Here is a 14,120-nt window from a genome sequence, read left to right as displayed (position 1 = left end):
TCTTGATTTTTGGCATGTTTAAAGTGTAGGTATCTTTGCTCTCCAAATTAGATACCTGCACTGAGAAAAGATTAAGAGGAATTAATACCAATTCGTAATTCGTAATACCCTACGGGAAGCGCAAAGCGCTACGTAATTCGTAATTACTGAATCCCAAAATAATCTAGTAAAAATTACGGCATCAATTTGCGGTACTAGGTTTTTGGGTTTGAGTCTTTTGCCGATTTTAGAGGATTGGTATTACTCAGCAGGGGTAATTATTAGATTCCTATTTAACCGCTAACACAGGATTAAAACATTCAAGGTTACTAGCATCATGAAACTTGCAACGCAAACAGTCCAATTCAACTCGGAGTTACTCAGAAAGTACGACCAAGCTTTGCCTCGATATACCAGTTATCCGCCAGCAACGGAATTACAAGAAAATTTTGGCGAGTTGGATTTGCGATCGGGTATTGCGGTTGGCAATTATAAGAATACTCCTCTGTCTCTCTACTTCCATATTCCCTTTTGTGAAACTGCTTGCTATTTTTGCGGTTGTAACACCATCATTACCCAAAAAAAAGAAATAGTAGAGCCATATTTAAATTATGTGGTGCGTAACCTCGAACAGTTTTCTGGCGTAATTTCCTCAAAACGTAAAGTGCATCAATTACATTTTGGAGGCGGAACACCAAATTATTTAACGATGCAGCAGATGGATTTTTTATGGAACAAAATCAATCGCCAATTTAGATTGGACGAGCAAGCAGAATTTTCCATAGAAATTAATCCTAGATATGTAGATAAAAACTATATCTTTTTCTTAAAAAATTTAGGCTTTAATCGCATCAGCTTTGGCATTCAAGACTTTAACACACAAGTCCAAGAAGCTATTAACCGTGTCCAACCAGAAAAGATGCTGTTTGATGTTATGGAATGGATTCGGGATGCTGGATTTGAGAGCGTTAACGTTGATTTAATTTATGGCTTACCTTATCAAAGCCTTGCTACCTTTAAAAACACCATTGAAAAAACTCTAAAACTCGATCCAGATAGAGTTGCAGTTTTTAACTTTGCTTATGTACCTTGGATGAAGCCTATACAAAGAAAAATTCCCCAGTCGGAATTACCTCAGGCTTCAGAAAAATTAGAAATTCTGAAGATGACTATTGAAGAACTAACCGGGAATGGTTATTGGTTCATTGGTATGGATCACTTTGCTAAACCCAATGATGAACTCACCATTGCTCAACAACAAGGTCAACTGCATAGAAACTTCCAAGGCTATACCACAAAACCAGAATCCGATTTATTTGGCTTTGGCATTACTTCAATTAGTATGCTGCATGATGTTTACGTGCAAAATATTAAGCAGCTAAAAAGTTACTATCAAGCAATTGATACAGGCTTAATGCCAATTGAGAAAGGAGTCAGTCTCAACCGAGATGATATTCTCCGCCGAACTGTAATTATGGAACTTATGTGTCAGTTCCAATTGTCAATTAATGACGTTGAAGAAAAATATCATATAGCTTTTGATACGGATTTTAATGAATATTTTGCTAGAGAATTATCTGAGTTGCGATTGCTAGAAGCTGATGGACTGATTCGGATGATACCTAATGGGATTGAGGTAACACCGAGCGGTAGATTACTTATCCGCAACATTGCCTCAGTCTTCGATGCTCATACCAAAAAGCGAAAAAATGCAGCTTTTTCTAAAGCAATTTAATTTGAAGGATGAAGTATGAAAAATGAAGTAAATAAATTCATCTTTCATACTTTACACTTCATCCTTTCTCACCCTCTTCAAGCAGCAGGAAGAAAACTATGCGTATCATGATGATTCAGCCCAACTATCATTCTGGTGGTGCGGAAATTGCTGGTAATTGGCCACCGAGTTGGGTTCCCTATGTTGGTGGAGCATTAAAACAAGCTGGCTTTACCGATATCCGCTTTGTTGATGCGATGACAGACTACATTCCTGATGATGTTTTAGCAGAAATTATCGCTAAATATCAACCGGATGTGGTGTTAGCAACGGCAATTACGCCGATGATTTACCAATCGCAAATCACCCTAAAAATTGTTAAAGAAGTTTGCCCTAATGCAAAAACAATTATGGGCGGGGTTCACCCTACCTATATGTATACTGAAGTTCTCGGTGAAGCACCTTGGGTAGATTATATTATCCGTGGTGAAGGTGAAGAGATTACAGTTAATTTACTGCGCGCGATCGCCAATGGTACAGATGTGAGCGATCGCCGTAATATTTTAGGTATAGCTTTTTTAGAAGATGGTCAAGTAGTTGCGACACCAGCGCATCCGCCAATTGCTGATTTAGATACTCTGACTCCCGATTGGGATCTTTTAGATTGGGAGAAATATATTTACACTCCTCTCAACGTGCGGGTAGCTGTACCCAACTATGCGAGAGGATGTCCATTTACCTGTCGTTTTTGCTCCCAGTGGAAATTCTGGCGCAAATACCGTTCCGGTTCTGCCAAGCGCTTTGTTGATGAAATTGAAATCTTGGTGAAAAAGCACAAGGTAGGCTTTTTCATTCTGGCGGACGAAGAACCGACAATCAACAAACCCAAATTTATTGCGCTATGTAACGAATTAATCGAGCGTAATTTGGGCGTGTATTGGGGAATTAATACCCGAGTCACAGATATTTTACGCGACGAAAATGAATTACCTTTATATCGCAAAGCTGGACTAGTTCACGTTTCTTTAGGAACAGAAGCAGCAGCACAGTTAAAGTTGAATTTGTTCCGCAAAGAAACGACAATTGAACAAAATAAGCGGGCAATCCAACTGTTAAAACAAAATGGTATGGTTGCCGAAGCGCAATTCATTATGGGTTTAGAGAACGAAACCCCAGAGACAATCGAACAAACCTATCACATGGCGCTGGATTGGAAACCAGACATGGTGAACTGGAATATGTTTACCCCTTGGCCATTTTCCGAATTATTCCAAGAATTAGGCGATCGCGTCGAAGTGCGAGATTATTCGCAATACAACTTTGTTACGCCCATCATGAAGCCAAACGCAATGGAACGCGAAGAGGTTCTCAAAGGCGTGTTGCGGAACTATGCTCGGTTCTATATGCGTAAAACGATAGAGTATTGGTTTGTGAAAGATCCCTTTAAGCGGAAATATCTCTTAGGCTGCTTAAAGGCTTTTGCTCAAACTACTCTCAACAAACGCTTCTACAACCTGAAGCGGGTGAAATATAAAGGACTACATACAGAAATCGAATTAGGTTTTGATGAGTCCAAAATTCTCACTCCTGAACAAATTGCTGAACGTAAGCAACAACATCCCGAATTAAAAGCAGATGTCGATTTCACCGGCAATATTTCCGCTTGTGGCGCACCTAACGACATTGAGGTTTCCGCTTGTGGCGCACCTAATGATCTTCCGGAATATCAAGATGAAGAACAAGATGTGCCCAGCATGAAAATTTAAAACCTCTAGGCGATCGCTCAACAGCTATTTAGCTAATCACAACAAGAGCGATCGTCTACTCTTTTGTCCATAGATCAATAAAATATTTATACAGCGTAGTAGAAGCCTGTGTTTAAGTAGAGCAGTGCAATTAAATATAATTGGTCTACCCCTTTGGTTAAGCTAGCTAATTGTAGCGTTTCCGACAAGATAACGCTGTAATTTGCCATTGCTAGGGGTTTCAAGATTATTTATATTTCGTAACATAGTTTGCTGCAATTACCGATTTACTTACACTAAAAATTGCCAGGTTTTATAGTTCTGATAAAACTACATTTGATCCTAAAGGCATAATCGCAGTAGCAAAATGAGTTCTTTGTGTCTCCGAGTTATACCATTCTTTTATCAGTACAAACTCAGTTTCTGGGTCATAAAATAATACAGCCAAGGATATCTGACCTTCCCAGCAATAACGCACATTTCCATCCTTAGAGAAATACACAGCACCTCTACCATGTGCAGAGAAACCATTCACAGCAGCTTTGGTTAGAGTATTCCAAGACACATATTTCATAATACAACCTCCGGGAGTTAGATTTTATTCCTTCCATCCCAGATATACGTGACAAAACACTATCCATCCGTATAAAAACTGATAATTTTTCCACTTTTTTATTGCCCATCAGAGATTGAAGTCATAGCCATTACAGCTTGCATCTCATCCTTGTCTCATAGAATCAATTTTTGGGTGAGGCATTTAGATACAATCAATTGGGTGTTTGGTAATGGGTAATTGGTAATGGGTAATTGGTAATGGGTAATTGGTAATCGGTAATCGGTAATTGGTGTTGGTAATTTCTCCTTGTCCCCTCATCCTCCTCATCCCCAATCCCCATTACCCCTTATCCCCAGAGGGGGCCCCGAGTTCCCCAATCCCCAGTCCCCAATCCCCAATCCCCAATCCCCATTACCCCTTATCCCCAGAGGGGGCCCCGAGTTCCCCAATCCCCAGTCCCCAACCCCTCTTCCTGTACCATGAGTAAATATCAATAACCTTTAATAAACAGCCTATGTCTTCGGCTCCGCTAACATTAAACTTGGTTGAAGGTTCTGTTTCTTTCAGCTTTTCCGCCCAAGCTGCACGGGAATTAAAAGCCGCTTTGGATGAATTAATGGTTCGTCTCAAAAATGTCGCGGCTAAAGCCACTCCAGGGGGCGGTAAAGTCACTCCCCAGCCTCCTGTAGAGTATCGTTACACTGGCGAGGTATTCTTAGAAATTTTTTGTAACCCTAATATTTGGCCTACTCCCTTCGCTGCTAAAGTCTTACTCACAGTCCGCGATGTCAGCATTCGTTTAACAACAGAAGCGGAACTGACTCGTGTGATTGAAGATGTTAATCAGTACTTGGAACAAGTTGGATGAAGAGTGCTGAGTGCTGAGTTAAAAGACTGCACACAAGGGGAGAGGCTAGCACCAAGGGAGTTTTCCCAGGAACAACTTGTGGGGCATTTATCAAGTGCGAGCATTACTGAGTACTATTGTTGCTACTCAAAACTCAGTAATGAGTATGGTCAAAACTCTGTCAGCTAATGTTTATTAATCTCTATCTTCCCTGAAAAATTACCGGAGCAGTTGAATGGGATAACTGCCCCGGTTAGGGAATGTACATACTATATTCAGGGCGACATCGGATGTAAACAAGGATAGATTCCCGATGCGATCGCTACTGGTAAAGTTGTATAAATTAGACTCTAATGCTTCGTCTTAATCAGAAATTAAAGATTCTGGATGGGAAATTTTCATTAAAAACAGAGATGATCCCAAAAATTTTTCACTTGAATTATTTGTTGTCAGGCTCAATATGCAACACCAAGTTCCTATCCAAAATCAGGAATTAATGTTTGATTAGTCGTTGTCCCATTCTTCACGACCAATCAAATCGCCAATGCGATCGCGTAACAAAAAGTCACATTTTTCTAATTCACATTCAACGCAAACCCACTCTCTCGCAGGGATGTATTGACAGAGTGTATATATTGGCTGTTGTCGGCTGACCATTCCCTTTTGCACCAGTCGGCGTGCTTCATCTTGAATTACATCTAAAGAGTAGTAACTGATAGAGGGCACCGTATTCACACTCATGATTTTTACTCACAAATTACACGTAGATAGTGTTCCCGATATTTACTTGGAACAAACATTACAAGGATTAGGCTTGTGGCTAAGGTTTTGTAGTTTGCTATACGGAACTAATTCCATTTTGACGCTACATACCCTCAAATTATCTAAAGAAATGTAAATAAAGTCAACATTTTCTGACATTTATGTTGAATGGGCTTCATATAAGAATATCAGGGTAGTCAACATCACCTGTTCAAGAAATTTTAGGTTTGCTATTTAAAAGGGTTTAAAGGCTTGCTGTTAAAGGTTTAAAGCTTAATTGGTTCATTAGGAATAGTACAGAAGAAGGACTTCTGCACCATAAAACCTGATCTAGCTTTGCGGCTATTTGTATATAAATAATAGCTAGGAATCTCTAGCAGCAGAGATTAAGGTATAAAGTGTTGCCTAATACAAGCGTATACCCTACACCAGAAAAGCTTGCAGCATCTCATCTGTTAATGATTTCTTAAAGAATTTCGCATTTACTGTGTTAACTGGGACACAAAATATAACAATAAAATTTGTCATTTAGTTTTCATGTTTGGTGTTGGTTATTTTTCCCCTAGCTTGAAAGTGCTGAGTGCTGAGTTTTGAGTACACATCCATTGAGACTTTCATGCAAAGCTGTTGAAATTTTTTTCATTGGGACTGTTTGCTCATCCTCCATTACCCACTACCCACATTGAAACAGACGTTATGTGGTTACGTCTGTAAACAGTTTGGCGAATTTCTTGGTATGAGATTGTTTGCGAAGTTACTTTGTTGTTTAAATTACTTATTCCGCAAAATCATCATCATAGTCGTCCGAATTGTTGTCATCCTCTCCTGACAATTTTTCGGATGGGCGGTCAGTTTTGAGTTGATTCAATAACGTCAGTACTCTTGTACCGCGTTCTAAAGAACGGTCTTCGATAAATATTACTTCTGGTGTACGACGCAACCTTACCCTAGCACCCAGTTCGCTGCGGACGTAACCTGTTGCTGACTTCAAGCCAGCCATTGTTTCTGCTTTAGCTTCTTCTGTGCCATAGATACTGACGTAAATTTTGGCGTGTTGTAAATCGCCAGAGACATCAACATCGGTAACACTTACCATTCCTGTACCCACACGGTCATCCTTAATCCCGTTAAGTAGCATTTGGCTAACTTCCCGTTTGATCAATTCAGCAACGCGGGAAACGCGGCGATTTGTAGCCATAAAAATTACGCCTCCTCACAGAGGTTGAACAACATCAATAAAAATATAAATGCAATTTTGGGAGGACAGTGCTTGACATTGACAATGCTGTGAGCAATTGTCTTTAGGGTAGCCTCCCTAGAACCCTTGTTTAAATTGTACTTAAGCCCAGCATTGCACGCAGGGTAAAAGTAATAAAGGCTAGCCCGCCAATAAAGAAACCTAAAAGAGCAATCAAAGTCACTGGACGTTTTAACAATGGAAACAAAGGCTCAAGCGTGTTCAAAAAAATACCTAAGATGAGCGAAATTAAGTAGCGGGGGTAGCGCAGGACGTTCTCCCAAAATCCATCAAACATTTATTTAGACTGCCTTGCTATCGACTATAAGTTTGTTTTCATCTGCTTGTTTAACCTAATTGTAATCGATAGCGTATGAAAATTAATAAATTCCGATAAAATATGATTCTCAGTTATATTAGTTAGATTTCGTAAATTTAAGTTCTAATGAAATGGTAAGTCAAATTCCCCAAGAAATTTGCCCGCGTCCGTTTTTGAAGTGGGCGGGTGGTAAAAGTCGGTTAATTCAGCAATATATCCCTTATTTACCAAAAAAATATAAGACTTACTATGAGCCATTTATTGGTGGTGGTGCAGTTTTTTTCTACTTAAAACCTCAGACGGCAGTTTTAACTGATATTAACGCAGAATTAATTACTACTTATCGTTGTGTTCGCGACAAAGTTGAGGAATTAATCTGCCTTTTAAAAGAGCATAAAAATCAACATAGTAGAGAATATTACTATACTGTAAGAAGTAATCCTCAAGGTACAGATTTAGAAAAAGCTGCTCGTTTGATTTATCTGAATAAAACTTGTTTTAATGGACTATATAGAGTTAACTCCAAAGGTCAGTTCAATGTACCTATAGGCAGATACAAAAATCCTAATATTTGTGATGAAGGTTTACTGAGAGCCGCCTCAGCAGCCTTGACACACACTGAAATTAAACAAGCAGATTTCGTGGAGGTGTTAAATTACGAGACCAAAAGCGGTGATTTTGTTTTCTGCGATCCGCCTTATTACCCGATAAGTAGTACTAGCTATTTTACAAGTTACAGTCGAAATTCTTTTGATAAAAAAGACCAAGAAAGGTTAAGAGATACTTGTGCTAAATTAGCCGAGCGCGGCGTTAAAGTTATGATTTGTAATTCCGATTGTGATTTTATCAGAAAACTCTATAAAGAAATTAATTTTAATATTTATCCTATAGAGGCAGCGCGTTCTATTAATTCTAATACAAAAAAAAGAGGGATGATTTATGAGGTATTAATGACCTCATATTAATTAAGCCAATTTAGCTTTATAACCAAAAAGTAATTTTATGATTTACTAGTAAATTAATTTAGCGGCTAATTAATTAACAATATTTATTTGCCCAAGCAATAAATCTATCTAAAGTGTAAACTGCTAATAAATTACGATTATATGTAACTTGTTGTCTCAACCAATTAATTGCACCTTCTCTCATCCCTTCACCACCAATAACTACTATAGTTGGTGCAGGATAAGATTCTTTGATATTCAAATTTAAATAAGGAAACTTTTCATCAACAGAACCACCACTTTCTTGCCATTTACACTCAATAATTAATCCTGATGGACTGGTTGACGCGCCTACAACAAAAAAGTCAACCTTTAAAGCAGTTTGATAAATTCCTGCGCCGATATAAACCTGCTTCGCATAACGCTTGGGTAATAAAGTAGCTGTGAGAAGAAACTCTGTGGACACATGATTTCCTACTTGGAAATAATTATGTCCATTCAAAATTGCTTCTACATTTCCTTCTAGAATATTGCCAGATTTATTTGCCCGTGCGCCTTGAGTCATAGCCATACCGAATTAGTCTGCCAAAGTTTCCTAAATTCTAGGATTTCATGGAAGTAGCCACTATTGGTATGTTACTTCATATGTATTTTCAATTTTGATATAGCAATCAGGTTATGAGCAATTTAATCTGACTAGGAAGCACGCTAGGCAGAGCATTTGGTAGTAAATAGCAGGTTAAGCAGTAGCTATCATCAGGGTTTGAACAAAAGATATAGTATTGCTTACCCAACAAAATGCTTGTGTTCGATGAAAGAATCAGTGTTTTAAATTGATCACCGGATTAATCGAGAAAAACTCAATTTTTTAGTACCTTTGTACCAAGATATTTTATTAATTGATGGTAAATGCAATAGAAGCAGCGACAATGATTAATTCCTATTAAAAATGAGGCGTACTTTCAGCAGTCTAATTCCTCAACTTGACTTTTGTGAGTAATTCTTCTTTAATGCGGTTGAGAATTGACGTTTCATCCAAAGTTGCCAAAATTTTACTAATTACTGCTTTTGGCCCATCAGGCCCCCATGTTGCGCCATTTGCTAAATAAGCTTTAGTAACTTGACCAATTCCGTAAGAAGAAACACCCGCTACCCCAGCTTGAGTTACTGCTACTGAAATATAAGGGCCGATAGCAGCACCAGCTGTAGCTGATGCAGAGATCCCCAGCAAAGTTTTTAATCCACTCAAACCTAAATTTGCCAATAGTTCGCTAGCGCCAATACCGCCCATACTCAGAGCAATTTTTTGCAGCAATTGCACAGCACCAGCTTCCGTCATCGGAATACCGTAGAGTTTCGATAAACCGACAATCAGCGAAATATCAATGACAATACTGCTGAGTATATCTACTACAGTAACCGGATTGAGAGCGATCGCTAATGCTTTTGTCATTACGGCTTTCCAAATTAGCGCATTGGCGTTCTGTTCCCGAATCATTAATTTACGCTGTACTAGTTGCTCGTTGACAACATCTGCATACAGCATCGTATTTAAAGCCACTAAAGCTTTACCTTCACGCTGCAAAATCTCTAAGATTTTTAACTTCAATTCGTCAACTTGAGCATTACCTGTACGCAACTGCACACCTCTGCTACCATCAGGGCGACGAACCGCTGTCTTGACTAATGGTGATGCTGCAGCCATAACAATTTCTAGAGGCGAGAGTAACTCTTTGACTCGCTCATCGCGAATTTTATGATAAATTGCCATCCGGTCTGCTTCTGGATATTGGTCTACTTTGTTAAACACCAAAATTATTGGTTTACCAGCTTCTCTTAGCTGCGAAAGGGCCTGGTGTTCTAACTTTGTCATATCCCCAGCAATCACAAACAAAATTAAATCTGCTTGTTTTGCTATCTGTTCAGCTAATACAGCGCGAGTTTCACCATCAATCTCATCTAATCCAGGCGTATCAATTAATTCCACCTGAGATTTACCAACGGCTGGTAAAGTGACTCTTAAAGCGCGTTCAGTTTCTCCGATTGCCTCCTCGTTAATACTCCAATTTACACGTTGTGCATCACGAGTCACGCCATGTAGGGGCCCTGTTTCAAATACACTTTGCCCGACTAAAGCATTGAGTAAAGAAGATTTACCACGCCCCACCATGCCAAAAGCAGCAATCTGCACCACCATGCGTTCCAATTTCCCCAGCATGGTATCTAAATCATTAATTTCCGCCTCTAAGCCCTGTTTTTCTTGGGGAGAGAGGTCAAGATTAGCTACCAAATTTTGTAACGCCGTTTGTGCCCTTTTATAGTTGAGTTCCGTTTGAATATCTTCAAAACTAAAAATGGCACTATCTAGTTCTTCCTCCCAGTTGGGTGAGTCGCTGTGATGAGGTTCGGGCAATATCGAAGTCATGTGAATTTTGAGATGTGAGATTTGGGATTTACCTCAGATCTGATCCTAGTTATTTTTAACCGTCTTTCACCATCCACACGAGAAAACTCAAAATAGTTTCAATCGGCGGTAGGGGATAATCTGTGAAATCAATTGTCACTGTTTGCCCTTCAAGCTTGAGAAATCGCCATTGGGTACCACTGCTGACAGTACCGTAAACTGCTGTCATAGATTGTCCTTTGGCTTCATTGAATTTTTGGGCAGCTACCATTTCTGCAATACATTGTCCCAGTCCGGATTTTAAATCTGATTTTTTCGCTTCAACGATGACAATTGCAGGTGCTTCCACTGTTAATTGTTCTGGAGAACGGCTGATTAAAAAATCACAGACACCGTTCAGCCCAATACTGGGATCAACGTTAAATTCTTCCCCAGAAAAGACGCTAATTGAGGAATTGAGGATGCGGCGTACTTCCAACAATATCGGATTAATAATTACTTCGGAACGGGCTTTTTCTGTATCGACGGCAATAGCCCAAGGTAAATCCTCTAAAATAGCTTGCAGTCTAAGGGAAGGATTTACAGATTCAATCGATTCGGGAAAAAAGCGCACTCCCTCTACAGTGTTCAGGTGAAAATCTTGTTTCACTTTTTCAATGGTAAATTGACTGTAGGGCATAAATACTCATTTTCTCAATTTACTGGATAGCCTGAGTTTATCTTCATTATTAAGCGATGAGGGCTGGGGGATTGAACATAAAATTTTTGTGATAAATACCCTGCTTTAAACCTTCCTGTGCCCAATACTCAACTCCTACAGAAAGGAGTGTCCGAAAAAGTAGTAAATTGAAAAATGCATCTAGTAGCGTTAGGAACTTGACTAAATCACCTGTGCGGAAAATCGTTATTGCCGGTAACTGGAAAATGTTCAAAACTCAGGCAGAGTCCGAAGAGTTTTTACGCGGATTTCTGCCTCACTTAGAGGACACACCCGAAGAACGCGAAGTCCTGCTGTGTCCTCCTTTCACTGACTTAAGTGCTTTATCAAAGTATTTACATGGTAGCCGTATCCAATTAGGCGCGCAAAATGTCCACTGGGAAGAAAATGGAGCCTACACTGGCGAAATTTCCGGCCCTATGTTGACAGAAATTGGCGTGCGCTTTGTAATTGTCGGTCATAGCGAAAGAAGACAATATTTTGGCGAAACAGACGCAACTGTTAATTTGCGGCTGAAAGCCGCTCAAAAGAGCGGTCTTACCCCCATTCTCTGTGTAGGCGAAACTAAAGAACAACGAGATGCTGGTCAAACAGAATCGTTGATTATCGGTCAGCTAGAGAAGGGCCTAGTCAATGTCGATCAAGATAATTTGGTGATAGCTTATGAACCAATTTGGGCAATTGGGACAGGCGACACTTGTGAAGTCACAGAAGCAAATCGGGTAATTGGCTTAATTCGTAGCCAGTTGACTAATGCGAATGTGTCGATTCAATATGGTGGCTCAGTCAAGCCCAATAATATTGATGAGATTATGGCTCAACCTGAAATCGATGGTGTTCTGGTAGGAGGCGCAAGCTTAGAACCGGAAAGTTTCGCCAGGATTGTGAACTACAACTAGTCTCCATTTTGTGGTTGTCAAGAGCCGCAGAGACGCGATTAATCGCGTCTGTACTCAAAAGTCAAATAGAATTTTGAATTTTGAATTATTTGTCTCTCTAGTCCCCAGTCCCCATTACCCCTTATCCCCAGAGGGGGCCCCGAGTTCCCCAATCCCCAATCCCCAATCCCTATTCCTCACCCCTAATTTGTCTATGTCAACTAACTTAATGATTCGGGGACGCTGTTTCCAATGGGGACAGCAGACTTATCTCATGGGTGTATTAAATGTAACTCCTGATAGCTTTAGTGATGGTGGTGAATTTAACTCTACTGCTACAGCTGTAGCACAAGCCCAAGCACTAGTAGCTGCTGGCGCTGATATTGTTGATGTCGGTGGTCAGTCTACGCGACCAGGAGCAGAGCAAATAACTGTTGCGGAAGAAATGGAGCGAGTGGTACCAATTGTCAAAGCCCTGCGTTCCGGAATGGATATACCGATTTCTGTAGATACAACTAGGGCAGATGTAGCTAAAGCATCTGTAGCTGCTGGCGCTGATATAATTAATGATATTTCTGGCGGCACTTTTGATTCAGAAATGTTGCCAACAGTAGCGAGTTTAGGCGTGCCTATTGTGTTGATGCACATCCGGGGAAACCCGCAGACGATGCAACAACAAACTGATTATCAAGATTTAATGGCAGAAATTTATAATTTTCTTGCAAAACAAATAGCTACTGCAATTGCTGTAGGCATTGACCAGCAGAAAATAATTATTGATCCTGGTATTGGCTTTGCTAAAAACTATGAGCAAAATTTAGAAATTTTTCGCCGCTTGCGGTCATTGAGAGTGCTTAATTGCCCTATTTTAGTAGGGCCTTCTCGTAAAAGTTTCATCGGTCGGATTCTCAATCAACCAGATCCCAAAGCACGAGTCTGGGGAACAGCTGCGGCTTGTTGTGCGGCTATCTTTAATGGCGCTGATATCCTCCGAGTTCACGATGTGAAAGAAATGCGTGATGTTTCATTTGTAGCCGATGCTTTGTTTCGGCAAACAACACAAGATTAGTGAATATGTTGTAAATAAATATACCGATTGACTAGAAAACTAGCGATCGCAAAACCACCTAAATTCTACGCCACATATCTAGGTATTCCCATTACCATTGGGTGTGCCATTACCTTCTATATTTGTACTCTCAGCAATCATCTCTTTCATCAAGTCGCCACTTTTGCCAGGATCTACAAACACAACTTTCGCGTTTTGACTTTCACCTAGCCTGTAACTAGCATTGATGTAATCTTGAGCCACAAGATAACGCAAAATTTCCTTACTTTCAGGATTGGTGCGTAAAGCTTCAGCAATTATTTGCATAGAAGTCATAGTTCCTTCTGCTTTCTTAATTGCGGCTTGGCGTTCTCCTTCAGCTTCGGAAATCAGCGCCCGTTTTTTGATTTCAGCTGCTCTTTCCTCTTCCATCGACTTCCGCACGCTTTCAGGCGGCGTAATGCGCTGAATATCTAAGCGGATAATCTCAACGCCCCAACCAGCTGTTGTATCATTCAACTGGTCTAAAATGGCTCTGTCCATCTCTGAGCGAGAGACATTGGTTTCTTCGACCGTATTCTGAGCGATAATTTCCCGGAGTGTGGTGTGAGCTAGCTGTACCAATGCGCCTTGGAGATCATCAATAGCGTAAAAGCTCTTTTCTATATCTTTAATGCGCCAGTAAAGGATAGCATCAACTTCGAGGTAGATATTATCTCTAGTAATGACATTCTGGGGCTTAATGTCTATATACTGCTCCCTGGTAGTATCTTCCATGACGATCTGATCTACCAGGGGAACAATAAAGTTCAGCCCTGGACTTAATTTACGATGATATCGCCCTAATCGCTCTACTAGAGCGACATTCCCTTGATTAATCAGTTTCGCAGATCCTAAGGCATAACCTATAAGCGCTAAGACTATAGCAATAATTGGCTCCATATCTGCTCCTAATTTAGCTTTTGGAGA

General features: G+C 40.0%; 15 protein-coding genes. 6 read left to right on the top strand and 9 right to left on the bottom strand.

Features of this window, described 5'->3' with window-relative positions:
• Nucleotides 1-316 precede the first annotated feature (316 nt).
• Nucleotides 317-1,714, top strand: a complete 1,398-nt coding sequence (gene hemN, locus HG267_RS14800) for an oxygen-independent coproporphyrinogen III oxidase (protein ID WP_096622011.1) — start codon at nt 317-319, stop codon at nt 1,712-1,714.
• Between the two features lie 98 nt (nt 1,715-1,812).
• Nucleotides 1,813-3,459 carry a magnesium-protoporphyrin IX monomethyl ester anaerobic oxidative cyclase gene (bchE, locus tag HG267_RS14795; protein WP_045872665.1) on the top strand — a complete coding sequence of 549 codons (1,647 nt, stop codon included), beginning with the start codon at nt 1,813-1,815 and terminating at the stop codon, nt 3,457-3,459.
• 292 nt (nt 3,460-3,751) lie between these two features.
• On the opposite strand, the gene HG267_RS14790 is transcribed toward bchE, so the two are convergent.
• Nucleotides 3,752-4,012, bottom strand: coding sequence for a hypothetical protein (locus HG267_RS14790; protein WP_045872664.1), 261 nt, complete (start codon nt 4,010-4,012; stop codon nt 3,752-3,754).
• A gap of 193 nt (nt 4,013-4,205) precedes the next feature.
• A complete protein-coding gene (locus HG267_RS14785) occupies nt 4,206-4,334 on the bottom strand; it encodes a hypothetical protein (protein WP_255325293.1) in 129 nt (42 codons plus the stop codon).
• A 174-nt stretch (nt 4,335-4,508) separates the two neighbouring features.
• Here HG267_RS14785 and HG267_RS14780 point away from each other — a divergent pair, with 174 nt between their 5' ends.
• Entirely contained in the window at nt 4,509-4,862 is a 354-nt protein-coding gene (locus HG267_RS14780) for a hypothetical protein (protein WP_045872663.1), read from the top strand.
• A 483-nt stretch (nt 4,863-5,345) separates the two neighbouring features.
• Here the strand turns inward: HG267_RS14780 and HG267_RS14775 are convergent, their stop codons facing one another.
• From HG267_RS14775 to HG267_RS14765, 3 genes are all read right to left on the bottom strand, one after another.
• Nucleotides 5,346-5,582: a DUF4327 family protein gene (locus HG267_RS14775; protein WP_045872662.1), complete on the bottom strand. Its 237-nt coding sequence runs from the start codon at nt 5,580-5,582 to the stop codon at nt 5,346-5,348.
• 796 nt (nt 5,583-6,378) lie between these two features.
• Nucleotides 6,379-6,801 carry a 30S ribosome-binding factor RbfA gene (gene rbfA / locus HG267_RS14770; RefSeq protein WP_045872661.1) on the bottom strand — a complete coding sequence of 141 codons (423 nt, stop codon included), beginning with the start codon at nt 6,799-6,801 and terminating at the stop codon, nt 6,379-6,381.
• Nucleotides 6,802-6,931: 130 nt separating this feature from the next.
• Entirely contained in the window at nt 6,932-7,138 is a 207-nt protein-coding gene (locus HG267_RS14765; protein ID WP_045872660.1) for a DUF751 family protein, read from the bottom strand.
• A 152-nt stretch (nt 7,139-7,290) separates the two neighbouring features.
• Here HG267_RS14765 and HG267_RS14760 point away from each other — a divergent pair, with 152 nt between their 5' ends.
• A complete protein-coding gene (locus HG267_RS14760; protein WP_045872659.1) occupies nt 7,291-8,124 on the top strand; it encodes a DNA adenine methylase in 834 nt (277 codons plus the stop codon).
• Nucleotides 8,125-8,197: 73 nt separating this feature from the next.
• Here HG267_RS14760 and HG267_RS14755 read toward each other — a convergent pair whose 3' ends face one another.
• The 3 genes from HG267_RS14755 to HG267_RS14745 form a co-directional block, all read right to left on the bottom strand.
• Nucleotides 8,198-8,674, bottom strand: a complete 477-nt coding sequence (locus tag HG267_RS14755; RefSeq protein WP_045872658.1) for a PD-(D/E)XK nuclease superfamily protein — start codon at nt 8,672-8,674, stop codon at nt 8,198-8,200.
• Between the two features lie 399 nt (nt 8,675-9,073).
• Nucleotides 9,074-10,528: a GTP-binding protein gene (locus tag HG267_RS14750; protein ID WP_045872657.1), complete on the bottom strand. Its 1,455-nt coding sequence runs from the start codon at nt 10,526-10,528 to the stop codon at nt 9,074-9,076.
• A gap of 55 nt (nt 10,529-10,583) precedes the next feature.
• Entirely contained in the window at nt 10,584-11,186 is a 603-nt protein-coding gene (locus tag HG267_RS14745) for a hypothetical protein (protein ID WP_045872656.1), read from the bottom strand.
• A 212-nt stretch (nt 11,187-11,398) separates the two neighbouring features.
• On the opposite strand from HG267_RS14745, the gene tpiA reads away from it, so the two are divergent.
• The gene (gene tpiA, locus HG267_RS14740; RefSeq protein ID WP_071989455.1) at nt 11,399-12,124 is read left to right on the top strand and encodes a triose-phosphate isomerase; all 726 of its coding nucleotides are present in this window, start codon (nt 11,399-11,401) and stop codon (nt 12,122-12,124) included.
• 193 nt (nt 12,125-12,317) lie between these two features.
• Nucleotides 12,318-13,172, top strand: a complete 855-nt coding sequence (gene folP / locus HG267_RS14735) for a dihydropteroate synthase (RefSeq protein ID WP_071989454.1) — start codon at nt 12,318-12,320, stop codon at nt 13,170-13,172.
• 78 nt (nt 13,173-13,250) lie between these two features.
• On the opposite strand, the gene HG267_RS14730 is transcribed toward folP, so the two are convergent.
• Nucleotides 13,251-14,093: an SPFH domain-containing protein gene (locus tag HG267_RS14730; protein WP_045872652.1), complete on the bottom strand. Its 843-nt coding sequence runs from the start codon at nt 14,091-14,093 to the stop codon at nt 13,251-13,253.
• Nucleotides 14,094-14,120 lie beyond the last annotated feature (27 nt).

It is taken from the genome of Tolypothrix sp. PCC 7601, assembly GCF_025677855.1.
In the GTDB taxonomy this organism is placed as follows: Bacteria; Cyanobacteriota; Cyanobacteriia; order Cyanobacteriales; family Nostocaceae; genus Aulosira; species Aulosira diplosiphon.
The sequence above is the reverse complement of the archived record's forward strand: the minus strand, read 5'-3'. Positions and strand labels throughout refer to the sequence as shown.